This window comes from Yinghuangia aomiensis (assembly GCF_039542225.1).
GTDB lineage: Bacteria > Actinomycetota > Actinomycetes > Streptomycetales > Streptomycetaceae > Yinghuangia > Yinghuangia aomiensis.
On sequence record NZ_BAABHS010000019.1, the window covers coordinates 144,792 to 165,710 of the forward strand.

The following is a 20,919-nucleotide window of genomic DNA, read 5'->3' on the forward strand; positions in this document are numbered from 1 at the left end:
CCTGTGGATTTGCCTCGACACGGCACCCCGGTCCGGTTGCCGGGAACCTCCCGCGTTGGCCCGAATTCACTCGTACGAGTGAACGGGTTGGTGGGAGCTGTCCCCCGGCTGCTGTTACAGACTAGGTGAAGTACCTCCGCCGTGCGGCAAGTTTCGCCACGTAGTCTTTGCCGCATGGCCCCAACCCCCTCCGGCAAGTCCCGCCCTGGCACCTCAGGTCGCGGACCGCTACGCCCCCCGTCGTTCATAGGCTTCACCGGGCGCATCGCGGCGTTCGTCGGCGCGGCTGTTCTGGCGGGCGCGCTGCTCGCGGGCGTCGCCCTGCCGATCGTCGGTGGCCTCGGCCTGGCGGCGAAGGCCGGCGCGGAGAACTTCGACGACTTCCCGAACGAGCTGGAGGCTCCGTTCCTCGCCCAGCCGTCGTACATCTACGACAGCTCGGGGAACACCCTGGCCACGGTCTACGACCGCTACCGCATCATCGTGAACTACGACCAGATCGCCGACGTCATGAAGAAGGCGATAGTGGCGATCGAGGACTCGCGGTTCTACGAGCACGGTCCGATCGACCTCAAGGGCACGTTGCGCGCGCTGGTCAAGAACCAGTCCGGCGGCGAGACGCAGGGCGGGTCGAGCCTCACCCAGCAGTACGTGAAGAACATCTTCGTCGAGCTGGCCGGCGACGACCCCGCCAAGGTCGCGGACGCCACCAAGCAGGAGCTGTCCCGCAAGATCAAGGAACTCAAGTACGCGATCGGGATGGAGCAGCGTTTCAGCAAGAACGAGATCCTGACCCGCTACCTCAACATCATCCCGTTCGGCCAGCGCGCGTTCGGCATCGAGGCGGCGGCGTACCGCTACTACGGCAAGCACGCCAAGGACCTCACGCTGCCCGAGGCCGCGCTGCTCGCCGGCATCGTCAACGCGCCGACGAAGTACGACCCGATCCGCAACCCGCAGGCCGCCAAGGACCGCCGCAACACCGTGCTGCAGCGCATGGTCGAGGTCGGCTCGGCCACCCAGCAGGACGTGGACGCGGCCAAGGCGACCGAGCTGAACCTCAAGGTCCAGCCGCTCACCAACGGCTGCATCGCGGCCAACAACACGAACGGCTCGTCGTTCTTCTGCGACTACGTCAAGAACGTGGTGCGCAACGACCCGGCGTTCGGCAAGACCAAGGACGAGCGCGACGCGCTCTGGCGCGCGGGCGGTCTACGGATCAAGACCACGCTCGACCCGAAGATGCAGGAGGCGGCGTACAGCGCGGCCACCAAGGGCGTGCTGCAGAAGGAGAGCGTCGCCGACGCGGTCGTGATGGTCGAACCGGGCACCGGGCAGATCAAGGCGATGGCGCAGAGCCGGCCGTACGGGTTCGAGGACACCGCCAACGAGACGACGATCAACTACTCGGTGGGGTCGTCGATGGGCGGGTCGGCACTCGGCTTCCAGCCGGGGTCGACGTTCAAGCCGATCACCGCCGCGGCGGCGCTGGAGGCGGGGATCAAGCCCGACTTCAAGGACACGACGACGTCGTCGGTCGTGAAGTTGAGCGACCAGTCCTTCAAGACCTGCACGGGCAGCGTCAAGCCGGCCGAGTGGGACGGCAAGCAGGGCCTCAAGAACGAGTCGGAGTCGGAGTTCGGCACCTTCGACATGCAGTCGGCGATGAAGCTCTCGGTCAACACGTACTTCGTGAAGCTCGAACAGCAGGTCGGCATCTGCCCGGTCTCCACGATGGCGCAGAGCATGGGCGTCACCCGCGGCGACGGCAAGCCGCTGCAGGAGATCCCGTCGCTGACCCTGGGCTCGGAGACCGTCACCCCGCTGGCGATGGCGAACGCATACGCGACCTTCGCGGCGCGCGGCAAGTACTGCTCGCCGGTCGCCATCACCGAGGTCTCGCGGCTGGACGGCACCAAGATCACCCCGCCGAGCGCCAACTGCCACCAGCTGATCAAGCCCGAGAACGCGGACATAATCAACCAGCTGCTGGCGGGCGTCACGGAGAGCGGCACGGGCAAGCAGGCCGGCCTGAGCGACCGCGACAACGCCGGCAAGACCGGTACCACGGACGAGAAGACCAACGCCTGGTTCGTCGGCTACACCCCGCAGCTGTCCACCGCGGTGTGGGTCGGCAACCCGCTGAAGCCGACCACGATGGAGCCGGACGGCGGCATCATGATCGGCGGCAAGCGCGTCTACCAGGTCTTCGGCGGCAGCATCCCGGCGCCGATCTGGAAGAACGCCATGACCGGCGCGCTGGCCGGTGCCCAGAAGATCAGCTTCACCGCGCCGCCGGACGGGGCGATCCCGCCGCAGGTCGACCAGCACGCGGCGACGCCGGACCCGGGCAAGCCGGACCAGAACAAGCCCGGCGACAACAAGCCCGGCAAGCCCGGGAAGCCGGACAAGCCGACGGAGCCGACCACCCCGACGTTCCCGGGCTTCCCGCAACTGCCGGGCAACCCGCGGACGCAGGACACGACCACGGGCGGGTGACCCCCGACCGCCCGCGGCAAGGCCATAGCCGCGGGCGGTCGGTCGAGCGGAACGGCGAAAGCGCCGGTGGGAGGAATCCCACCGGCGCTTTCTCGTGCCCGGACGTGCGCGGCCCGGCCCCGGGTCCTTCGTGGGCCCGGGGCGGCGGGCGCCCGGCTGCCCGGCCGTGCCCGCGCGGCTCGCGCTCGGCTGCGGCGCTGTGCCAACGCGGCATGCGCTCAGCTGCCGAGCTGTCCCTTGATCTCCGCCGCGATGCGGCCGCCCTCCGCGCGGTCGCCGATCTTCGGCCGCACCGCCTTCATGACCTGCCCCATCGCCGACGGGCCCGACACGCCCAGCTCGGCGATCGCCGCGGCGACGATGCTCTTCAGTTCCGCGTCGTCGATCTGCTTGGGCAGGTACTCGGCGAGGATCTCGCCCTCCGCCCGCTCGCGCGCGGCCTGCTCGGGACGGTTGCCCTGGTCGAACGCCTCGGCGGCCTCACGGCGCTTCTTCGCCTCGCGGACGACGATCTTCAGCACCTCGCCGTCGGACAGCTCCCGGGCCTCCTTGCCCGCGACCTCCTCGTTCGTCACCGCGGTCAGCGTCAGCCGCAGCGTCGAGGAACGCAGCTCGTCCCGCGCGCGGATGGACTCGGTGAGGTCGTTCTGGAGGCGGCTCTTGAAGGTACTCATGCCCCCAGTGTCGCAGCCGCCCCGCAGGGCATCTCACGGGTTTTGGGCACAACCGTTTTTCGGGACCGTCGGTGGGGACGAGCTGCGGTGGAAGGGACGAGCGCCGCGGCCGCACTCGTACACAACCGGAACACCCGGCGGCTCCCTCCCGCGGCCCGGCTCTGGAACCATGGGAAGAATGCGAACGAAGTTTGCGCTGCCGCTGGGGATCGCCGCCACCGGGGCCGCCTGCCTGACCTACGCCTCCGCCTACGAAGCCCGGTCGTTCCGGCTGCGGCGCGTCGAGGTGCCCGTCCTCCCGAAAGGCATGCGCCCGCTGCGGGTGCTCCACGTGTCCGACATCCACATGGTGTCGGGCCAGCGCAAGAAGCAGGACTGGCTGCGCCGACTCGCCGCGCTGCGCCCGGACTTCGTGCTGAACACCGGCGACAACCTCTCCGACCCGGAAGCCGTCCCGGAGACCCTCGACGCCCTGGCGCCGCTGATGGAGCTGCCCGGCGCCTATGTCTTCGGCTCGAACGACTACTTCGGCCCCCGCCGCAAGGACCCCACCGGCTACCTCCGCCGCGACGACGGCACCCGCACCCACGGCCCCGAGAACCCGTGGACGGAACTCCGCGACGGCTTCGACCAGGCCGGCTGGGAGAACCTCAACAACGCCCGCGGCCGCCTCAAGCTCGACGGCTGCGACATCGAACTCGTCGGCCTCGACGACCCGCACATCGACCGCGACCGCTACGAACTCGTGGCCGGCGGCCCCGACCGCTCGGCGGACCTGTCCGTCGCCGTCGTCCACGCCCCCTACCTGCGCGCCCTGGACGCCTTCACCGCCGAGGGCTACCCCCTCGTCATCGCCGGCCACACGCACGGCGGGCAGGTCTGCGTCCCCTTCTACGGCGCCCTCGCCACCAACTGCGACCTCGACCGCAAACGCGCCAAGGGCCTCTCCCGCTACGCGTCCGGCGGCAACGAGACCTACCTCCACGTGTCGGCGGGCTGCGGAACGTCGCGGTACGCGCGCTTCCGCTTCGCCTGCCCGCCGGAGGCGACGCTGATGACGCTGACGGCGGGGTAAGGCGGAGCCAGTCCGGCGGGTCCGTGGCGGGCTGACGGGGGGCGCCGCCACCGGCCGGCGAGGGAAGGGTGTGACGTGCGCTACTCGGCCCGCCTTCGGCCGTTCGAGCGGCTCCTCCGCCCTCCCCCGTCGCCACCCCTCCCCTCGCCCTGACCTGCACGTTCCCGTCCCGCTAAACCGGATTTCGCCTGAGCCCCCGGGTCCGCTAAGCTAAACGCGCATCAAACGGGGTGTGGCGCAGCTTGGTAGCGCGCTTCGTTCGGGACGAAGAGGTCGTGGGTTCAAATCCCGCCACCCCGACGTTTGAGCAGCAGGTCAGAGGCCCGGTCCGCACAGCGGATCGGGCCTCTGGCGTTGCTGAGTGTCTAACTGAGTGACTAAGGCTTCGGATTCACCTCCGGGTCGTCGCCGAAGATGCCGTCCATGGCCACCGCGCCGGTCTGGATGACCGGGCGGATCTGGTGGCGGTAGACCTCCTCCGTGACGGTCGAGTTACTGTGCCCGACCAGCTTGGAAATCTCGTCCACCGACATGCCGCTGTCTGACAGCAACGAGACGAAGCTGTGTCGCAGCTCGCGCGGCGTCCAATCGTTGGGGTTGATCTCAGGCGCGCCCTTGATGGCGTTCCGGAAGTCACGGCGCACGTTGGACGCGTCCATCTCACCGCCGAGACGGGTAGCGAAGACCACGCCGGCTTCCTTCCACTTGTCCCCCGCCGCGACGCGTTCCCAACCCTGTTGCTCACGCTGGTACATGAGCGCTTGGACGCCGAGGGTCGAAAGTGCCAACGTGCGACGGGACTTGCGGGTCTTCGTGTCGCCGCCCACGCGGACCGACCGCCACACCGCGATGTGCGGCGGGACGGGCGGGTCCGCTTTCGGGTCGCCGACCAAATCGACGTTGTCCCACAACAGAGCGCGTAGTTCCTCAGTCCGGGCCCCGGTCACCAACGCCAGCACAACGTAGGCGTACATCCGGTGCCGACGTGCGGACTTGAGTACCGCCTTGACCTGTCGCAGTGTCAGCGACTTGGAGCGTCGGCCGGCCCGCCCCGCAGGAATCGAGCAGAGCGCGACCACGTTCCGCTTGACCTTGTCCCGTGCCATGGCCCGTTTGATGGCGCGGTTCAGGATCGAGTGGACGGCTTGGAGACTCCGCGTGCTGAGCTTGGGCGCCCGGTCCGCGAGCCACTTGTCTACGTGGCCTGCGGTCAGGTCGCGAAGCTTGTACGCACCCAGCAGCGGGAACACGTGGTTCTCACACAGGCTGAGGTTCTTCGCCTTCGTGCTGTCGGAGACGTCACCCTGCCCGTGGTCGAGGAAGTCGCGGACGGCGTTCGCGACCGTGAATCCCTCGGGCGCGATAGCCAACCCGTCTTCGTGGTCGCGCAGAACCTCTTTGAGCTTGTTCTTGGCCTCGGTCTTGGTCCGGCCGCTCCCCTTCTTGACGATCCGCTTGCCGCGCCCGTCGAAGCCGAGCGTGACCGAGGCGATCCAGCGCTTCCGCGATTCGTCCCAGTGAAGCCCGCCGTCGCCTCGGCTACGCCGCTCGGCCAACGTTCCCCTCCGCTTCCTTGGTCAGCAGGCTCATGTACTCGCGGATGGCCGCCGCCGGGATGCGGCGGGCGCGCCCCTCCCGCACGGACCGCAGGCGACCGCTCCGGAGCAACTCGAAGACGGCCGTCTTGCCGAGTCCGGTCAAGACCATGACGTCCCTGACGGTGTAGAGACGCAGTTCTTCGAACAGGGCATCGTGCTCAATCGTGGTTGTGGCCATGCTGTGTCCCCTTCCTGCGGCGGATTGACGGTGAGGTAGACGCGGACGAGCCGGGACTGGGCCGATCCGGGTAGGGGCAGCTGGTGTCGAGGACTTCGCCGGCCTCGGCGATGGCTGTGGCGGTGGCGCGGTACTCGTCTTCGGCGCCGCGGAGCCGGATCTTCATGGGTGGGACTGGGCGCTTGGCCCGCCTGGGGCGTCGGCTTCGCAAAGTAGCTGTGGCGGATTGCGGGCAGCGTTAGCGTGCTGGTCATGACTGACCAGTACGACGCCCAACTCGGCGAGGCCCTGGACAATGTGCGCGACATGCTGCCGGAAGGTGCCTTGCTCCGCTTGGAGGCAAAGCTCCGCCGGATCCACGCGGAACGGCCTGACCTGGAAGGGCCGGAGGTTGTGAACATGGCCTTGGATCTCCTCAAGGGAGACATCGCCGACGCCCGCCTTGCCATGGAGGAAGCACGTGCGAGGGTCGATGAAGCGGCTGCCGCCGAAGCTCGCGACGAGTCCATGAAACGGATCGCAGAACGCTCCGCTGAGCTAGACGCTGTCGAAGCCCGGTACCCCGGGAGGGCCACCATCGCCGAGGCGCTCGCCGATGCCGGGATCTCGTGGGCCTACCTGGGTCTGAGCGAAGAGGATGGGGCCCTCGCCGAGGAGATCCGCCGAGGGTTTGGGAAGTAGGCGATCGGGCGATCGGCCCGCCGACTCCAACGCTCATCCGCCATCTGAAGTGCTCAGTCACTGGGTGTGCCTCCTGCTGTGAGCTGCGCGCTGGACAAAAAACACAAAAATCGGATGAGTGCTCTGACCTGCGGGTTTGTCGCGTCCGGGGCTTCCGCAAAAATCCCGCAGAAATCCCGCAAAAATCGGGGCGGTGGGTCGGGCGCCCGGTCGGTGCTGGGCGTCGGCCGCGCCGCGGGATGGCGGCCGTCATGCGCCGGTGCGGTGCCGGGGTGAGGGTGTCCCGGGCCCGCGTGGGGCGGGCCCGGGATTTTTGCGGGATTTCTGCGGGATTTTTGCGAAAGCCGGGTGCGGGCTGGTCGGGCGCTGTTTCCGCAGGTCAGGGGCTCGCCCCGTGATCTTCGGCTTTTTGTGTTTTTTGCGGCGGGGTCTGCGCGTGCGGGTGGATGCGGTAGCGCACGGTGGGGCGTCCGCGGCCTCGGCGTTCGGGGGCGGGCAGGACGCGGATCCATCCGAGGTCGACTAGGAGCGCGAGGGCGGGGTCGAGGGCGGCGACGTTGGGGAAGTCGCGGCGGGGCAGGGCGGTGAACAGGTCGCGGCGGGTGATGTCGCGGGTGGGGTGGGTGGCGAGGATGTCGAGGACGGCGCGGGCGCGGTCGGTGCCGGTTTCGGTGCCCATGAGGTCGGCGACGGCGAGGGTGTGCCCGGTGAAGTACCTGCCGAGGGTGATTGCGGCGTTCATCGTGTCGGCGGCGATGGGTCGCGCGTAGCCGTCGCGGAAGTGGCGTGCGACGTGCAGGAGTCCCGCGATTCGTGCGGTGGTTCCGGCGAGCTTGTTGGCCCATTCGCCGATGTGCATGAGTGTCCCGGTGGGCCGGAGTTGGGGTTCGAGTTCCTCGGCGTAGGCGAACAACGCGGCCTCGGCGGCCGTTTCGAGGGTGAGTGTGTGGGGCTCGGTCAGGTAGGCGAACGTGAGGACGGTGGCCGCCAAGTGGTGGCGATAGTCGGCGCGGACTGCGGGCGGGACGGGGTTCGGGCGGGTTTTGCGGTAGCCGACCAGGGACTCGGGCAGGGAGAACAGGAACCGCTGCAAGAGTCCTTTGCCGGAGAACGCCTCGACTTTGCCGATCTCGCGGAACACGGCGGGCTGGACGGCGAGTCCGATGGTCAGGGCAGGCCGGGGCACGCGCTCTTTGCGTCCGCGGCGGTTGACCATGATGGGGTCGCCGACGTGCCCTTTGAGGAACACGTCCATGTTGGGCTTGGCGGAGTAGCGGCCGGCGATGATGTCGAAGATGCCGCCCTCGGGGGAGAGCACGGCCACGCGCCCGCCCTGCTCGGCGAGCAGGGTTGCGATGGCTTCGGGGGTGGCGTCGTCGACGATGAGCTGTGGCTCGGGCGGCACGGTGATGGTGTCGGCCTTTTGCGCGAGGTCGACAGCTTCGGCGGTCAGGTCGTCGCGGATGTCGCCGTTCGCGGATGCGGCCTTGGCGGCGGCCTTCTCGGCGGTGGCTTCGGCGATGCGCTGCTCGGCGATGGCTTGGGCGCGCTGCGGCCGGGCGTCGTCGATGAGGGCCTGTTCGGCTTCCCAGAGCGGGCCGGTCATCAGGCCGAAGACACCGGACTTGCGGTTGCCGGGCGGCAGCGCGACTGCGGTGTACAGGTTGACCTGCTCCGTCCACGTGTCAGTGACGTCAACGTGCACGCGCCCGCCCGCGGCGGTCGACAGGCACGCCAGGGCCAGGCAGCCGGCGAGGTCGGGCGGGGTCTGCGTGGCTTCGGCCACCGCGACGACGTACGCGCCGAGCCAGCCGGGCAGTGCGTCGGTGGGAAATCGCGGGACGTGACGGGTACCGGGGACCGGCAGGGGGTCGGGCCAGCGGTCGCCGTCGTCGGCGAGGGCGGCGAGTTCGGTGCGGGCGAGTTGCTCGGCATCCGGGTCGTCGGCCTCGGCGGCTTGTACGACGCGGACTCCGGCTTCGCGCAGGCGTCGGCGTCGTGCGAGGTCGGCGACGCGCTGCGCGTAGTACCCGGCGTTCACCGCGCTCGGCACGGTGTTGATGAGGGTGTGCAGGTACAGCGGGCCGCCGACGCGTTCCAGGATTCCGGCGTCGGCGAGGTAGGCGATGACGGCGACGATGTCGACCGGCTCGCCGGCCGCGGAGAGTTCGACCAGGGCGCGCCAAACGGCGGCGTGCGCGGGCCGGTAGAAGTCCTGTTCGCCGGTGAGTTCGGAGCTGGCCGCTTCGAGGGCGGCGGGGCTGAGCATGACCGCGCCGAGGACGCATTGCTCGGCGTGCGGGTCGTGCGGGACCCCGCCCGGGGCGAGCCGGTCGGTGTCCGGCTCGCCGCGGTCGGAGCGTTCGAACGGGATTGCGGTCACAGCAGCTCCAGGAGGCTGGTCTGCCCGGCGTCGGCGAGGTTGCGGTGTCGGACCTCGGCGCGCGTGAGCTGGTGGTGGGTGGTGTCGTAGGCGAGGTGGCACGCCTGGCACATGGCGCGGAGGTTGTCCGGGTCGCAGTTCTCCGGCGTGTGGTCCAGGTGCGCGACGGTGAGGACGACGTTCGTCCCGGTGCGTGGGTGCGGGCGTCCCTGGTGGGCCTCGCAGCGGGTGAAGTGGCCGGTCAGGCATTGCCCGACGCACTCGCACCGCCAGCGGGCGCGTTCCTCGCGGATCGCGAACGAGATCTGCGGCCAGTTCGTCGGGTAGCGGTCCTGATTCTCGGGACGGATCGGCATCTCACTTCGCCTCATCGATCGGGGCCCCAGAGCGGCAGGCCCACGGGGAACATCCGTCCGGGTCGCCGTCTTCCATGAGCTGGTCGGCGACGGCGTCGAACAGGTCGACCTGCCGGTCTTTCCATTCACCCCGCGTCACCCGGTCGATGGGTGCCTTGTCGAGCGGCACCATCGACCGGTGGAGGTAGGCGGTGCCGCGGAGGGTCTTGCCCTTGGCATTGGCGCCAGCGCCGCCGTGGCGGATGGCGTGGTCGAACGCGACCGCGTCCGCGAACTCCTTCGGCGCCTCATCGCGCATGGTTCGCCAGCGTGAGTTGCCGCTGAACGGGCAGCCGATGCACGCGCTCTTGGGCGTGTCCTCAAGTCCGGCGGCAGTGAGGTAGCGCCGGCAGTCGTTCCGACTCATCCCCAGGTCCAGCAGCGGGAAGACGTTGCGGGCATAGGACACGTCCGCGTCCTTTGCCCGCTCGAACTCGTCCGTGCTGATCCCGATGGACTGGTGCACGTAACGGCCCTTGGGGGCCCGCCCGGCTTTGCCGTCCGCGCGTTCCTTCGCCCCAAGCACGGCGCGGACCGCGGCCTTGATCGGCTTCAGCTTGTACTCGTTCGTGCACTGCCGGCGCGCGAGACCGCCGGTGCCGTCGGGGTTACGGACGAACAGCGGCATCGACGCGAACCGGTGCCCTGAGTCGAGCGCGTCGTCACGGATGTTGCCGTTCGACACCCTCAGAATCGGGATCCCGGCGGGGCCCGCGATGTCGCGGTCAATGCGATCCAGGTGTTGGTACACCGCCGCCGGTTCCCATCCGGTGTCCGCGAAGATCGCTGCGTCGTACCGCGGGATGACGCCTTCGGCCGACAGCAGGAGAAGTGCTGTGGACTGCACACCAGCCCCGAGGGAAAGTACGCGTGGGGTCGCGGTCATGCCAGCACCTCCGCGAGCCGCGTGCCGAGCCAGTGCGCGGCGTTGACGGAGACCGCGTTGCCCGCCTGCATGGTGCGTTCGCCCTTGTTGCCCTTGACCTCGTACGTCGCGGGGAAGCGCTGGGCGAGAAGCTGCTCGTGCGGCTGCACCATGCGGAAGTGGCAGTCCTCGACGTCGACCTCGGCACAGCCGCCTTCGGAGCTGGCGAGTCCGGCGGAATCGACGGTGGCGAGGGTGAGCATCGGCTCGGCGGCGGGCTTGGCGTGACCGCGCCGGTAGGGGACGACCAGGGCGTGGTGATCGGTCGCGGTCGCCGTGCCGAACGGGTCGGCGACCGGGCGAGCCATGTCCTGCGGGCGTGCGTTATTGACGTAGAACGCGCCGTGCGCCGAGTCGGGCATGACCAGGCCGTGGTGGTTGCCGCCCGCGGTCACGGTCGCCAGCGGCGCGTGTACGGGCTCGGCGGTGGCGTTGCGCCGGAACTCCACGACGAACGGCAGGGCCACCAAAGCTTCGTAGCCCTTGGGGTTGGCCATGCGCGTCCGCATCGGGTCGCCGGTGTGCGTGGTCTCGGCGTTCCACTGGCCGCCGTTGGGCACGAGCAGTCCCTCGCCGATCTTCGCGGTGCGGGCCGCGAACGGCGCCGCGTCGGCGGGGTAGGGGCGGCCGTCGTGTCCGGCGTGGTTGACCGTGAGCACCGACCGTGTGGCGGGGAACCGGGCGAGGCCGGCGCGGATGCGGGCCATCGTGGATGCGGCGAGCGGCTTGGTGCGGTCGCCGATCCGGGCGCCGAGGTCTGTCCAGTCGATGACGGACGCGGCGGGGCGGACGTACGGCTCCACCAGGGCGTGGCGGCAGGCGGTGTTCGGGCAGCGGTAGTCGTACTGCTGCCGGTATTTGCCGATCGTGCGGCCGTTGCGCCATGACTGGACGGCGTCGACCTGCTCGCCGCACGGGACACACCACGCGGGCGGGCGCGGCGCGAGGTCGGGCATGGGGATGCCTTCGCGGACGAACACCACGTAGATGCGGTCACGCCACTGCGGCGCGGGCAGGTTGCCCGTTCCGGACAGGTGCGCCGACGACGCGGAGACAACCTGTGAGCGGTAGCCGAGGCGTGCCATGCCTTCGCGCCACCAGTCGAACAGCGGCCAGTCCGCGGCGAATTCGAGGACGTTTTCGCAGAGCACCGCCTTGTACCGGTGCACCTCGGTCGCGCGGATGACGTCGTAGGCGGTCGCGCGGGTGCGTTCCCACCCGGCTTCAGAGACGGATCCGTGTTCGAGCAGGTCGAGTTGGCCCTTGGTGTGCCGACGGCGGCGGCGACCGCCCGCGGGCGAGATCTCGGTGCAGATGGGCGACGCCCACAGCACGTCCGTGCGCGGCAGCCGGCGCATGTCGTAGTGGTCGACGTCGACGCACAGGTGCTCCGCGCCCGGGTGGTTCGCCGCGTGCGTCTCGATCGCGCGAGCCCAGTGGTTCGCGGCAAGCTTCAGCTCGAATCCGGCGGCAACCAGACCCGTCGACGAACCGCCCGCTCCACAGAAGAGGTCGGTGAACGTCAGGCTCATCGCGTCCCCCACTTCGCCGTCATCCGCTCGCCGAACGCGGCGATGCGCGGGTCGGGGTGCGCGCGCAGGTGGGTGAGGGCGGCCTCGACGCGGCGGACGGTGCGCCGGTCGATGGCCTCGATCCACGCGACCGCGACGGCGGCGACCTGGACGAGTTCGGCGCGCAGCGCGGCCGGGTCGTCCTCGGCGAGGGCCTCGGCCACCTCCTCCTGGAGGATGTCGGCCCAGGTGAGGGTGCCGAGCCGGGCTGCCTGCTCGCAGGTTTCCCGGGCCCGGATGGCGCGTTCGATGGAGTCGGCGTCCGCGGTTCCGTCGGGGTGGTTCTGCTCGGCGAACTTGGCGTCTTGCTCGCGCCGCTCGCAGTGGACGGCGCCCAGGACGGCGCCAAGTCCGGACAGCAAGGTGGCCGCGGTCGGGTCCGGCTTTCGGGTGGCGTTTTCGGGTGCGGTGGACTTCCTGGCGCGGGTTCGCGTCATGCTGGAGGTCTCCGTTCTCTGATGAGGGTTCGGGGACCGGGACGGCCGTTCGCTTCTTGGCGGGAGGGACGGCCGTCCCGGGCGGATTCAGTCGGCGTCGGGGCCGCAGACGCATTCGTCGGGCGGGGCGCCGAGGCCGCTGGAGCAGGCGCAGCAGATGCCGAAGGGCTCGATGACCTCGCCCGGGCTCATGGCGCACCGGTCGCACTCGCCGTGACGCCACTCGTCGTTCGGCTCGTGGTCGAAATCGTCATCGGGTTCGTCGTCGAAATCGTCGAATTGCTTCATGTGTGGTTCCTCCGCGGTGTTGGTGGATCAGGTGAAGACTTGGGTGACGGCTTGCACGCCGCTGTTGACGACGGTGGAGCCGAGGCGGGCGAAGGTCTGGCCGATCTGCGTGACGGCGAGCAAGGTTCCGGCGGTGAACGCGACGACCGCGACGCCGGCGGAGCCGTTGCGTCGCTGGACGAGCCAGATCAGGAAGAGGACCAGGAGGACACCGGCGGTCATGGTGACCGGACCGCCGACGTCGACGGATCCCTCCGTGCCGGGGACGCCGGGCGTCGTCGGCGGCGGGGTGGCGGCGGGCATGAGAGGGGTTCCTTTGTGTCAGGCCGCGTCGGCGATGGTCGACGACGGGGACGGTTCGGTGAGGGCGTGCTGCCACGCGTCGCGGACGTTGGCCACGGGCCCGGCGTGGTCGTCGCCGTGGCGCATCGGCATCTGAACGCCGAGGAAGTGGTCTCCGCGGGCGACGACGATGGGCTTGTTCGGTCCGCCGCTCCACACCGTCAGCGCCCCGCCGCGGTCGGGGCCGGCCGGGACAGTGCCCGTCAGGCCGCGGTGCGTGGTGCGCCACGCGGGGATGTGGGTGTGCCAGCGCGCGAGCAGGCGCGGGGCGAGGGTGATAGGGGCGGTCAGGTTCGGCGCGGCTTCGACCGCGTCGCGCACGATGCGCCGCCAACCCGGGAAATCGGCGGCGAGGCCGGATCGGTCGGGCAGCGCCATCGCGTGTTCGCCGACGCTGATCATCAGAGCGCCCTCGACCATGCCGATCCGGGCGGCGCGTGTGCGGCTCGCGACCGCGAGCGCCTTGTACGCCTTAACGTCGGCGGCGGTCAGGAACGTGGCCCAAGGGTGCGTGCTGGGCTCGGGGTTGCGCGACATCGCGAGCGTGAAGCGGTCGGTCGCGACCAGCAGCAGGCCGCGGTTGGAGGCTTCCATGCGCACGCCGCACAGCGCGGGCGTGGAGTCGTCGGTGCCGATGTGCGGGCTGACTTGGTCGAGCATGGTGCGGAAGTCGTCGATGTCCAGCACGGGTTCCTCCAGGGTTGGGGTCGTTGTGTGGTCAGGCGGCGTCGTCGGTGTGGGGCATGTCGGGCTCGTCGGCCGGCGGCAGCGCGCGCAGGTGGCGGGCACGGTCGAGGATCGGTGTGGGGTCGAGGGCGAGCCCGACCCCGTCAAGCGCGGCACGCTGGCGGTAGGCGTCGGCCAACTGCACGGCGTACGCCTGCGCGGCGGCGGTCTCCACGGCGGCGCGGGCCCGGATCGCCTCGACGGTCTCGGTGTGGGCGTACGTCTCGCGGCGGACGGTCGAGTCGCGGTCGAACGCGAGGGTTTCGCGTCGCTCGTCACGCCAGCGGCGGGCGGCGACTGCGTAGACGAGCACGGTGGCGAGCAGCCACAGCAGCACCGGCAGGGCGAGGCCCTCGCTGTACGCGGCGGCCCCCGCCGTCGCCGCGGCGCCGGCGACGGACAGGCCGACCGTGGTGGTGGTGCGGTCGTCGCCGAGCGCGGCGACACCGAACCCGCCGAAGGCGAACGCGCCCATCAGAGCGGCGGACTCCCAGGAGCCTTCCGCGCCTTCGCTGTTCCACCAGCGGGCGGCGATGAGCACGGTCGTGGTGGTCAGGCCGGGGAGCGCGCGCGGGGCGTAGTCCCACATCACGGCGCCGAGGGAACGGACTTCGGGCGGTCGGATCGGGTCGGGGTGGGTCACCGGTATTCCTTTCGGCGGGCGCCTTCGCGGTGAACGCGGACGATGTGGGCGACCAGGCGGGCGAGGCGGTGCAACGCGCGGTGGCCGCGACGCAGCACCACGCCGGCGTTGCCGCAGCGGCGGCAGCTCGCGCCGGGGATGGGGCGTCCGGTGCCCTCGCAGCCGGGGCAGGTCGCGTAGGGGAAGAAGCGGCAGAAGAGGAGGTAGAGCCCGCCGATCACGAGCAAAAAGCCGTTGGCGGTGTCGAGGATGTGGTTCACGGGGGCCTCCTTCGCGGGGCCGGGGGTCAGCGGGTGGCGTCGTGCCGGAGACGGCGGCTGTTGTTGTGGATCCGCCGGCCGATGCGCAGGCGGGCGCCGGTACCCCGGCAGCGGCGGCACTTGGTGCGTATGCGGCGGCGCTTGCGGCGCGGCTCGGGCCTGCCGAGCAGCGCGCGCAGGAGGCTGAACGGCTCGCGGTTGCCGGTGCCGTCGCAGGCGCGGCACGCCGCGAACGGCGAAACCCAGCACAGGAAGGCGTAACCGAGAGTGACAGCGACGATGAGGGCGATAGCGGTGGCGGCGAGGGTCATGACCCGTCCCTTTCCGGGGTTTTCGCAGGCGGGAGCGTTGCGCTCGCTAACCGCTAGCGCGCTGATCAGGGTTGCTTTTGCGCGCTAGCGGGTGCGCTAGCGCTAGCGGAGCGTCCGGCTAGCGCTAGCGCGCCCTCGAAGTCAGTCGGAGGCGTTGATTCCGTTGCGCTGAGTAATCGCTTCGTGGATCTGCTGGCCGCGGACGCCGTACCGGGTAACGGTCTTGCCGTCGACCCTTCGGCCGATCGGCTTCGGCGTGACGCCGAACGGCTTGAGCGCGGAGCCGACTTGGCGGGCCTTGTCGGTGTCCTCCAGATCGGCCCACGCGCCGTAGACGTCGGGGCGGAGTTCGGCGAGGGCGTCGGCGATGTCGTCGGACCACATCGCCGCGTCCTTGCCGCGCGGCATGACCATCGCAACGTCTTCCAGCACCGTCGCCGCGCCCTCGGTCGCTGTCCGCTCGCCGGCTGCGTCGCCGGACAGGGTGCCGGTGTCCTCGCGCAGCGCGCGGGCGCGGGCGAGAATGGTGTGCGCGTCGCCGCCGTCCGCGAGGTACGTGCGGACGATCCCGGCTTCGTCGCTCATGCCGCGCAGGATGCCCACGCCCTTGTGGGAGCGCAGCAGCCGTGACGCATCCAAGCCTTCGGGGTAGGAGCCGGCGCCCAGGATCGTCTCGGACACGTGGTACGAGCCGACCCGTAGCGCGAACCGCACCTGGCACTGGTCGCGGAGCACGGACGGGCAGGCCTTGTCGTCCGGCTTCTGCGTCGACAGCAGCACCGCCACGCCCACCGCTGGCGCGACCCGGGCCAGGAAGACGAGCAGTTCGAGGATCCGCTTGCCGTGGATGGGGTGTTGCAGGTACTCCTGCACTTCGTCGACGACGATCAGGGTCAGCGGCATGTCGTACTTCGGGTCCCGCGAGATCGCCGGGGTCAGCTTGCCCTCGGGGCAGATGTGCACCGGGAGTTCGGACAGCCGGTGGTACCGCGATTCGACGTCCGCCTTCAGCTCTTCCAGCGACGCGAGTACGTGCGCCGCCGGGTCGGTGCCGTCGTACGGCACGACACCGAACGCCGTGCGGTGCGCGATGCCCTTGAAGCCGCGCCAGTCCGGCGACGCCTTGCCGTCGAACACGTACAGCCGCACCCACGGGTCCAGCGCCGCCGCGAGCGCGATGGTGCGCGCGGAGAACGTCTTGCCCTGCCGCGGTACCGCGCCGATGAGCATCGACAGCCACAGCATCGACGCCATGACGTCGTTTCCGCGCTCGTCAACGCCCCACGCAAACGGCTCCCAGAAGTCCACCCGATCCATCGCCAACAGCGGCGTGCGGCCGGGCGAGACGGCCAACGGGTCCTGGTTTGCAACCCACATCGACACCCGCCGCGAACTGGACGGGTCCGGGTCCAAGAAGACCTGCGTCTCGGCGACGTCGATCCCGGACGCGAGCTTGTCGCGTGCCCTGACCGCCTGCGCAAACGTGTTCCCGTACGGCAGGTCCACCACGACCCGCCATCCGTCGCCGTCCTGGACGATCGGCCGCGGGAACGAGATCCCCAGCTTGGCGGTCGTCAGACCGGCGGCCTCGAACGCCCGCTCCACGATGTCCGAGGTGAGCTTGCGGTACCGGAACTTGACCTGTGCGCCCTCGACGATCGGCCGGTCCGCCGGGGCCCCGGAGAACCCGGCGGCAGTCACTCCGGCCGCGCACATGAGCGCCTCGACCGATCCCGGGACCGCCATCGCCGCGGCGGCGGCAACGAGACCGCCAGCGACCGCGCCGAGACCGGTGATGGTGCCCCGGGCTCGGACCCGGGAGTCCCGGGACTTGGTGAGTTTGAAGTACTGGTCGGCGTCGTTGTTCGCGACCGCCGCGGCGCGCAGCGGCTGCCCCTCGGCGTCGAACACCCACCGGCGCAGGCCGTTGAGCCACCGCCACACCCCGCGCGGGGCGTAGGCGGTGAGCTTCGAGGCGTACCAGGGCGCGCGAACGGCGTGGTAGGCGCCGGTGTGGGTGTAGTGGTCGACCGTCCACTTGAGCAGCGCCTGACGCTGCTCGGACACGGTCAGCCAGTCCGGGATGACGGGCTTGCGGGCGGCGTCCTTGGCCTTCATCTGCTCGGCCATGGACGGCGGGTAGAAGTTCGCGGGCAGGTCGACCGACGAGCCGTTGGCGGCACCGGCGTCGTCCTCGGTGTCCGCGCCCGGCAGCTCGATTTCCCACGACCGGTTCGCGTCCCGGTCGCCGGTCCGCCGGGCTGGTTCGGGTCCGGTGTCGGTCGCCGAGTCGGGAACGGCGGTGAGGACCGGTCCGGGACCGGGCGGCGGGACCGGCAGGGGGCCGGTCCCGAGACCGGCCGCGGTGTCGGTCACGTGGTCGCCGGAGACCGGGGGGCCTTCCGGGTCGGGTACCGGAACCAGGGCGATCCCGGTACCGGTCGTCTTCGACGGAGCCATGAGCGGCGTACTCCTCTCGTGCACTCGATGAGCGGTCAGGCGGCGGCGGGCGCGGTGCGGACGGTGCGGTAGTACGGCCGGCCGTCGCGGATCGGCTCGCCGTTGGCGCGCCAGCCGCGCATGGCCGGGGTGGTGCCGCCGCGGACGCCGTACTGGTCGCGCTCCGCCTCGGCGGCGGCCAGGCAGGCCGCGCGGACGGGGCAGGCCGCGCACACGGTGAGGGCAGCCGTCTCGCGCAGCCAGCGCGCGGGTTCGCGTTCGTCGTCCGGGGCGTGGAACAGGTCCGGATCGGCGTCGGCGCAGGCGGACAGCGCGCGCCATCCGCGCGGCGTGGTGGGAACCGTGGCGAGCATCAGGCGACCTCCTCGGTCGTGGCTTCGGGCAGCAGGACGGGAACGGGCAGCGCGGGGCGGTCGGTCTCGGTCGGGACCGGTGCCGGGTCAGCGGGGACCGGGGGAAGGGCGGGAACGGCGACGACCGGGTTCTCGGCGAGCCAACGACGTCGGGCCTTGCGGCCGGTGCTGGCGTCCGGGTCGAGACCGGCGGCGCGGTTCAGATCAGCCCCGGTGGGGGTGCGGCCGACGGCACGTTCCCGGTCCCACAACGCGCGCATCGCCGGTTCGTGCGGCCCAACTCGCTTCGCCCGCTCGGGCGCCGAGACGGCCGGAGCCGGTCGAGGCTTCGGCGCGCGGCGCGGCGCCGGTGCCGACTTCGGCGCCGTAGCGGGTGCCGAGGGCACGTCGGGCGCCGAGACTGCGGGCAGCATCGCGGGCTCCGCTACTGCCGATTCGGCCTTGGCGATGTCGGTCGCCGGGGCCCCGGCGAGGCCGCGCAGGTGGGCGAGGTGGACGAGCAAGCCGAGCACGATCGGCGGAACCGCCGAAACCGTGACGGCCAGCGGCCACAGCGCGCCACCACGCAAGGCATGGTCGACCGCGTTGCCCGCGACCGAACAGGCAATGGCGCCAATGGCATTCCACTTCGCCCACCGGCGGGCGCGTTCGTTGCGGGTGGACTTCGCCAGCCACACCCGCGTCGCGACCATCGCGTACGCGTCGACACACAGCGGCAGCAACGGCGCAAGCCGCGGGTGCCACCCGGTGATCATCGCGAGGTCTCGCAGCGCGGCGAACGACGCGACGGCGGCCGCGGCAACGACCACGGCCATGCCGAAGCCCAACAGCCAGTCCCGCGCGGGCGGTTCGTGGGCGGTGGTCGAGGACATGACGAGTGCTCTCCTTGGTCCGAGGTGCGGTGGCGAGGCGAGAGGGATGGAGCGGCCGTTCGGAGGTGACCACCGCTCAGTGGCGGTGGCCACCTCCCACCGCAGTCAGGCGAGGTCGAACGGGATCGGCGCGTCCCAGCACTCCGCGCACAGCGGCATATCGCCCGCGCGGGAGACCAGGTCGACCAGCGCAATCAGCGCGAAGACGTCGTCGACCCGGTGCGCGAACACGCCGCCGCAGCCGCACGGGCCGACCAGCGTGAGCACCGAGCCGACGGGCAGCGGCACGCCGAATTCGCCCTCGATGTGCGCCTCGGCGGTGTGGTGCAGCCACAGGCCGCCGTCCAGCAGCGTCACGGCGGACGGCGCCAGGCCCAGCGCGGGGACGGACGGGTAGCCGGTCCACATCCCCCGCCAGAGCTGGAAGCGGTCGAGCGTGTCGAGGCCCAGGGAGTTCTCGGCGAACATTTCCGCGCGCATCTCGGCGAGCAGTGCCTCGGCGCCGGCGTCGGCGCTGTCGCCGTGGCCGCGGGAGTTCGAGACGGCGAGGCAGCCGAGGCCCGGGAACGGGTTCGGCTCGGGCTCCGGCGTCGCGAGCGCGGTGGTGGTAAGGGACATGTCAGGCTCCTGCGGTCGTGTGGTCCTGGCAGCGGTCGGACGGGGCATCCGGACGATCCGGCGTCCTCACCCGTCCCGGGCCGACACGCGAACTCGCATGCGTCCCGGGGCGAATGGGGCCGACGGCTAGTCGTCCAGCCACGCCATGGGGTCGTCCTCCAGGTCGCCGAACACGTCGAAATCCTCGAAGTCGACGTCGATCCACGGGCAGACCATCGGCGACAGCCAGATCAGCAACTCGGCGACGGCGTAGCCCGCACCGAGCGAGGCGAGCATCGGCACGGCGTCGCCGAAGGTGATCCGGGCGCCGTGAGCGCCGAGGTAGATGAGGTAGCCGAGCCACACGTACATGCCGGCGAACCCGATCCAGATCGCCACCTTGGCGATCGTGTCCAACGTGCGCGCGATGCCTTCGCGCAGGCCACCCAGCTTTGCGAGCTTCATCGAAGAATCCCCTCAAACTTCACGAAGGCGCAGGAAATGGATCTGTGTGGGATGTGCGGGACCTGCCCCCGGCCGACGCGGACGCGCGGCGGCCAGGGGCGGAACCTGAATGCGGAAGGGCAGCCGACTAGCGGGCGACGCCGACCCGACCCGGCATCGACTCCGGATCGGTCACGTCCGCCTTCATCAGCGCGGCCTCGCGGGCGGCGACGAAGCGCGGGAACTGCTCGCGCTCCCACGGCTGCCAGGTGTCCGGCGAGCCGTGCGCGGCCTCGAAGTCGTTGACGGCCTGCGCGTGGACGCGTGCCTGGTTCGGCCGGCTCACCGGACGACGTCCCGACACCGCAAGTCGCGGCTGTCGGCCAGGGCGGCGACGTCCCCGGCAAGCCCGACGGGCACCTCGACCAGCTCGGGCGTCGACGACTTCGGGAAAACCTCCAAGCCGTACTGCTCGGCGAGCCGCTGGATCCGGTCCAAGTCCGTCACCGTGGTGTACGTGAGGACGTCGTAACTCACCGGGCCGAACGGGAGCGACGCCCAGGTCTTCTCCTTGTCCGGCGCCGTGAACTCCGACGCGACCGCGACGCCGAACGTCTCGGCGAACGCCTCGACGTACTCCGCCGAGCCGACGTACACCGTGAAGTCCGGCATGTAGAGCGGCAGTTTGACGCTCGGGTGCTCCGCCAGCCAGTCCGCGAGCTTCCGGAGCCCCTCGACCAGGGCGGCACGCCCTTCAGGGGATCGGTCAGTAGTCTGAACGTGCATCGTGTCTCCTCAGCAGGTGGTCGATGCAGACCCCGGCGGGGGTTTCCAAGGCGCTGGAACGCCAAGGAACCCGAATCCGTCGGGGTTCTTTTGTGTCTCCTGGAGCAAGCCCCGGCGACTACCTCTAGAGATACACGCCCGCCGTGGACTGCGCAAGAGTTTCTCTAGAGGTAGTCGCTCGCGTGTTGGCTACCTGCGTCGTGCGCGCCGGTGAGTGGCGCCGCAGGCGAGGCAACTACCGCTTGAAGTGACAGGCGTGCTCCCGCGGTTGCCGCACATTTCGCGCCCCCTTTTGAGCCAATGCCGCCAGCGATCCGGCTAGCCTGTGATCGGTTGTGCACGACCAGTTGTATTGCCGCGGCAGGCTGCACGGAACGCTGTACACATGGCCTGCCGCGCTGGCCACATAGACGCCACGGGG

The 20,919-nt window shown here is 70.5% G+C and carries 24 protein-coding genes and 1 tRNA gene; 4 read left to right on the forward strand and 21 right to left on the reverse strand.

Annotated elements, in window-relative coordinates:
* The first annotated feature begins 174 nt into the window (after positions 1–174).
* Positions 175–2,499 (forward strand): transglycosylase domain-containing protein, encoded by a 2,325-nt coding sequence (locus ABEA93_RS25725; protein ID WP_345678138.1) that lies wholly within the window; start codon positions 175–177, stop codon positions 2,497–2,499.
* Between the two features lie 218 nt (positions 2,500–2,717).
* Here ABEA93_RS25725 and ABEA93_RS25730 read toward each other — a convergent pair whose 3' ends face one another.
* Positions 2,718–3,173: a GatB/YqeY domain-containing protein gene (locus tag ABEA93_RS25730; RefSeq protein WP_345678139.1), complete on the reverse strand. Its 456-nt coding sequence runs from the start codon at positions 3,171–3,173 to the stop codon at positions 2,718–2,720.
* Positions 3,174–3,351: 178 nt separating this feature from the next.
* Here ABEA93_RS25730 and ABEA93_RS25735 point away from each other — a divergent pair, with 178 nt between their 5' ends.
* The gene (locus tag ABEA93_RS25735) at positions 3,352–4,248 is read left to right on the forward strand and encodes a metallophosphoesterase (protein WP_345678140.1); all 897 of its coding nucleotides are present in this window, start codon (positions 3,352–3,354) and stop codon (positions 4,246–4,248) included.
* A 226-nt stretch (positions 4,249–4,474) separates the two neighbouring features.
* Positions 4,475–4,548 (forward strand) — tRNA-Pro (locus tag ABEA93_RS25740).
* Positions 4,549–4,625: 77 nt separating this feature from the next.
* Here ABEA93_RS25740 and ABEA93_RS25745 read toward each other — a convergent pair.
* Complete coding sequence (locus ABEA93_RS25745) at positions 4,626–5,804, reverse strand: site-specific integrase (RefSeq protein WP_345678141.1); 1,179 nt, start codon at positions 5,802–5,804, stop codon at positions 4,626–4,628.
* A complete protein-coding gene (locus ABEA93_RS25750) occupies positions 5,788–6,024 on the reverse strand; it encodes a helix-turn-helix domain-containing protein (RefSeq protein ID WP_345678142.1) in 237 nt (78 codons plus the stop codon). The genes ABEA93_RS25745 and ABEA93_RS25750 overlap by 17 nt, the downstream gene beginning before the upstream one ends.
* A gap of 252 nt (positions 6,025–6,276) precedes the next feature.
* Here ABEA93_RS25750 and ABEA93_RS25755 point away from each other — a divergent pair, with 252 nt between their 5' ends.
* Positions 6,277–6,705 carry a hypothetical protein gene (locus tag ABEA93_RS25755; RefSeq protein ID WP_345678143.1) on the forward strand — a complete coding sequence of 143 codons (429 nt, stop codon included), beginning with the start codon at positions 6,277–6,279 and terminating at the stop codon, positions 6,703–6,705.
* 379 nt (positions 6,706–7,084) lie between these two features.
* On the opposite strand, the gene ABEA93_RS25760 is transcribed toward ABEA93_RS25755, so the two are convergent.
* From ABEA93_RS25760 to ABEA93_RS25845, 18 genes are all read right to left on the reverse strand, one after another.
* Positions 7,085–9,088 carry a DUF3987 domain-containing protein gene (locus ABEA93_RS25760; protein ID WP_345678144.1) on the reverse strand — a complete coding sequence of 668 codons (2,004 nt, stop codon included), beginning with the start codon at positions 9,086–9,088 and terminating at the stop codon, positions 7,085–7,087.
* The gene (locus ABEA93_RS25765) at positions 9,085–9,444 is read right to left on the reverse strand and encodes a hypothetical protein (protein ID WP_345678145.1); all 360 of its coding nucleotides are present in this window, start codon (positions 9,442–9,444) and stop codon (positions 9,085–9,087) included. Before ABEA93_RS25765 ends, ABEA93_RS25760 begins: the two co-directional genes overlap by 4 nt.
* Position 9,445: 1 nt before the next feature.
* Positions 9,446–10,369, reverse strand: a complete 924-nt coding sequence (locus ABEA93_RS25770) for a hypothetical protein (protein WP_345678146.1) — start codon at positions 10,367–10,369, stop codon at positions 9,446–9,448.
* Positions 10,366–11,940 carry a DNA cytosine methyltransferase gene (locus ABEA93_RS25775; RefSeq protein WP_345678147.1) on the reverse strand — a complete coding sequence of 525 codons (1,575 nt, stop codon included), beginning with the start codon at positions 11,938–11,940 and terminating at the stop codon, positions 10,366–10,368. The genes ABEA93_RS25770 and ABEA93_RS25775 overlap by 4 nt, the downstream gene beginning before the upstream one ends.
* Positions 11,937–12,416 carry a hypothetical protein gene (locus ABEA93_RS25780; RefSeq protein ID WP_345678148.1) on the reverse strand — a complete coding sequence of 160 codons (480 nt, stop codon included), beginning with the start codon at positions 12,414–12,416 and terminating at the stop codon, positions 11,937–11,939. The genes ABEA93_RS25775 and ABEA93_RS25780 overlap by 4 nt, the downstream gene beginning before the upstream one ends.
* Before the next feature lie 87 nt (positions 12,417–12,503).
* Positions 12,504–12,704: a hypothetical protein gene (locus ABEA93_RS25785; protein ID WP_345678149.1), complete on the reverse strand. Its 201-nt coding sequence runs from the start codon at positions 12,702–12,704 to the stop codon at positions 12,504–12,506.
* Between the two features lie 27 nt (positions 12,705–12,731).
* The gene (locus tag ABEA93_RS25790; protein WP_345678150.1) at positions 12,732–13,007 is read right to left on the reverse strand and encodes a hypothetical protein; all 276 of its coding nucleotides are present in this window, start codon (positions 13,005–13,007) and stop codon (positions 12,732–12,734) included.
* 18 nt (positions 13,008–13,025) lie between these two features.
* The gene (locus ABEA93_RS25795; protein WP_345678151.1) at positions 13,026–13,733 is read right to left on the reverse strand and encodes a DNA polymerase III subunit beta family protein; all 708 of its coding nucleotides are present in this window, start codon (positions 13,731–13,733) and stop codon (positions 13,026–13,028) included.
* Between the two features lie 31 nt (positions 13,734–13,764).
* Positions 13,765–14,415 carry a hypothetical protein gene (locus ABEA93_RS25800; RefSeq protein ID WP_345678152.1) on the reverse strand — a complete coding sequence of 217 codons (651 nt, stop codon included), beginning with the start codon at positions 14,413–14,415 and terminating at the stop codon, positions 13,765–13,767.
* Positions 14,412–14,675 carry a hypothetical protein gene (locus ABEA93_RS25805; protein ID WP_345678153.1) on the reverse strand — a complete coding sequence of 88 codons (264 nt, stop codon included), beginning with the start codon at positions 14,673–14,675 and terminating at the stop codon, positions 14,412–14,414. Before ABEA93_RS25805 ends, ABEA93_RS25800 begins: the two co-directional genes overlap by 4 nt.
* A 26-nt stretch (positions 14,676–14,701) precedes the next feature.
* A complete protein-coding gene (locus tag ABEA93_RS25810; RefSeq protein WP_345678154.1) occupies positions 14,702–14,986 on the reverse strand; it encodes a hypothetical protein in 285 nt (94 codons plus the stop codon).
* Positions 14,987–15,127: 141 nt separating this feature from the next.
* Positions 15,128–17,446, reverse strand: coding sequence for a cell division protein FtsK (locus ABEA93_RS25815; protein WP_345678155.1), 2,319 nt, complete (start codon positions 17,444–17,446; stop codon positions 15,128–15,130).
* 35 nt (positions 17,447–17,481) lie between these two features.
* Positions 17,482–17,799, reverse strand: coding sequence for a WhiB family transcriptional regulator (locus tag ABEA93_RS25820; protein ID WP_345678156.1), 318 nt, complete (start codon positions 17,797–17,799; stop codon positions 17,482–17,484).
* On the reverse strand, positions 17,799–18,671 hold the full coding sequence (locus ABEA93_RS25825; protein ID WP_345678157.1) for a DUF2637 domain-containing protein: 873 nt from the start codon (positions 18,669–18,671) through the stop codon (positions 17,799–17,801). Before ABEA93_RS25825 ends, ABEA93_RS25820 begins: the two co-directional genes overlap by 1 nt.
* A gap of 105 nt (positions 18,672–18,776) precedes the next feature.
* On the reverse strand, positions 18,777–19,289 hold the full coding sequence (locus tag ABEA93_RS25830; protein WP_345678158.1) for a hypothetical protein: 513 nt from the start codon (positions 19,287–19,289) through the stop codon (positions 18,777–18,779).
* 126 nt (positions 19,290–19,415) lie between these two features.
* Positions 19,416–19,733 carry a hypothetical protein gene (locus ABEA93_RS25835; RefSeq protein ID WP_345678159.1) on the reverse strand — a complete coding sequence of 106 codons (318 nt, stop codon included), beginning with the start codon at positions 19,731–19,733 and terminating at the stop codon, positions 19,416–19,418.
* A gap of 127 nt (positions 19,734–19,860) precedes the next feature.
* Positions 19,861–20,058: a hypothetical protein gene (locus tag ABEA93_RS25840; RefSeq protein WP_345678160.1), complete on the reverse strand. Its 198-nt coding sequence runs from the start codon at positions 20,056–20,058 to the stop codon at positions 19,861–19,863.
* Positions 20,055–20,498, reverse strand: a complete 444-nt coding sequence (locus tag ABEA93_RS25845; RefSeq protein ID WP_345678161.1) for a hypothetical protein — start codon at positions 20,496–20,498, stop codon at positions 20,055–20,057. The genes ABEA93_RS25840 and ABEA93_RS25845 overlap by 4 nt, the downstream gene beginning before the upstream one ends.
* Positions 20,499–20,919 lie beyond the last annotated feature (421 nt).

Coding starts and splice junctions, on each gene's coding strand:
- ABEA93_RS25725 (WP_345678138.1), top strand. CDS start 175: ATGGCCCCAACCCCCTCCGGCAAGTCCCGCCCTGGCACCTCAGGTCGC.
- ABEA93_RS25730 (WP_345678139.1), bottom strand. CDS start 3,173: ATGAGTACCTTCAAGAGCCGCCTCCAGAACGACCTCACCGAGTCCATC.
- ABEA93_RS25735 (WP_345678140.1), top strand. CDS start 3,352: ATGCGAACGAAGTTTGCGCTGCCGCTGGGGATCGCCGCCACCGGGGCC.
- ABEA93_RS25750 (WP_345678142.1), bottom strand. CDS start 6,024: ATGGCCACAACCACGATTGAGCACGATGCCCTGTTCGAAGAACTGCGT.
- ABEA93_RS25755 (WP_345678143.1), top strand. CDS start 6,277: ATGACTGACCAGTACGACGCCCAACTCGGCGAGGCCCTGGACAATGTG.
- ABEA93_RS25765 (WP_345678145.1), bottom strand. CDS start 9,444: ATGCCGATCCGTCCCGAGAATCAGGACCGCTACCCGACGAACTGGCCG.
- ABEA93_RS25770 (WP_345678146.1), bottom strand. CDS start 10,369: ATGACCGCGACCCCACGCGTACTTTCCCTCGGGGCTGGTGTGCAGTCC.
- ABEA93_RS25775 (WP_345678147.1), bottom strand. CDS start 11,940: ATGAGCCTGACGTTCACCGACCTCTTCTGTGGAGCGGGCGGTTCGTCG.
- ABEA93_RS25780 (WP_345678148.1), bottom strand. CDS start 12,416: ATGACGCGAACCCGCGCCAGGAAGTCCACCGCACCCGAAAACGCCACC.
- ABEA93_RS25785 (WP_345678149.1), bottom strand. CDS start 12,704: ATGAAGCAATTCGACGATTTCGACGACGAACCCGATGACGATTTCGAC.
- ABEA93_RS25790 (WP_345678150.1), bottom strand. CDS start 13,007: ATGCCCGCCGCCACCCCGCCGCCGACGACGCCCGGCGTCCCCGGCACG.
- ABEA93_RS25810 (WP_345678154.1), bottom strand. CDS start 14,986: ATGACCCTCGCCGCCACCGCTATCGCCCTCATCGTCGCTGTCACTCTC.
- ABEA93_RS25815 (WP_345678155.1), bottom strand. CDS start 17,446: ATGGCTCCGTCGAAGACGACCGGTACCGGGATCGCCCTGGTTCCGGTA.
- ABEA93_RS25820 (WP_345678156.1), bottom strand. CDS start 17,799: ATGCTCGCCACGGTTCCCACCACGCCGCGCGGATGGCGCGCGCTGTCC.
- ABEA93_RS25825 (WP_345678157.1), bottom strand. CDS start 18,671: ATGTCCTCGACCACCGCCCACGAACCGCCCGCGCGGGACTGGCTGTTG.
- ABEA93_RS25830 (WP_345678158.1), bottom strand. CDS start 19,289: ATGTCCCTTACCACCACCGCGCTCGCGACGCCGGAGCCCGAGCCGAAC.
- ABEA93_RS25835 (WP_345678159.1), bottom strand. CDS start 19,733: ATGAAGCTCGCAAAGCTGGGTGGCCTGCGCGAAGGCATCGCGCGCACG.
- ABEA93_RS25845 (WP_345678161.1), bottom strand. CDS start 20,498: ATGCACGTTCAGACTACTGACCGATCCCCTGAAGGGCGTGCCGCCCTG.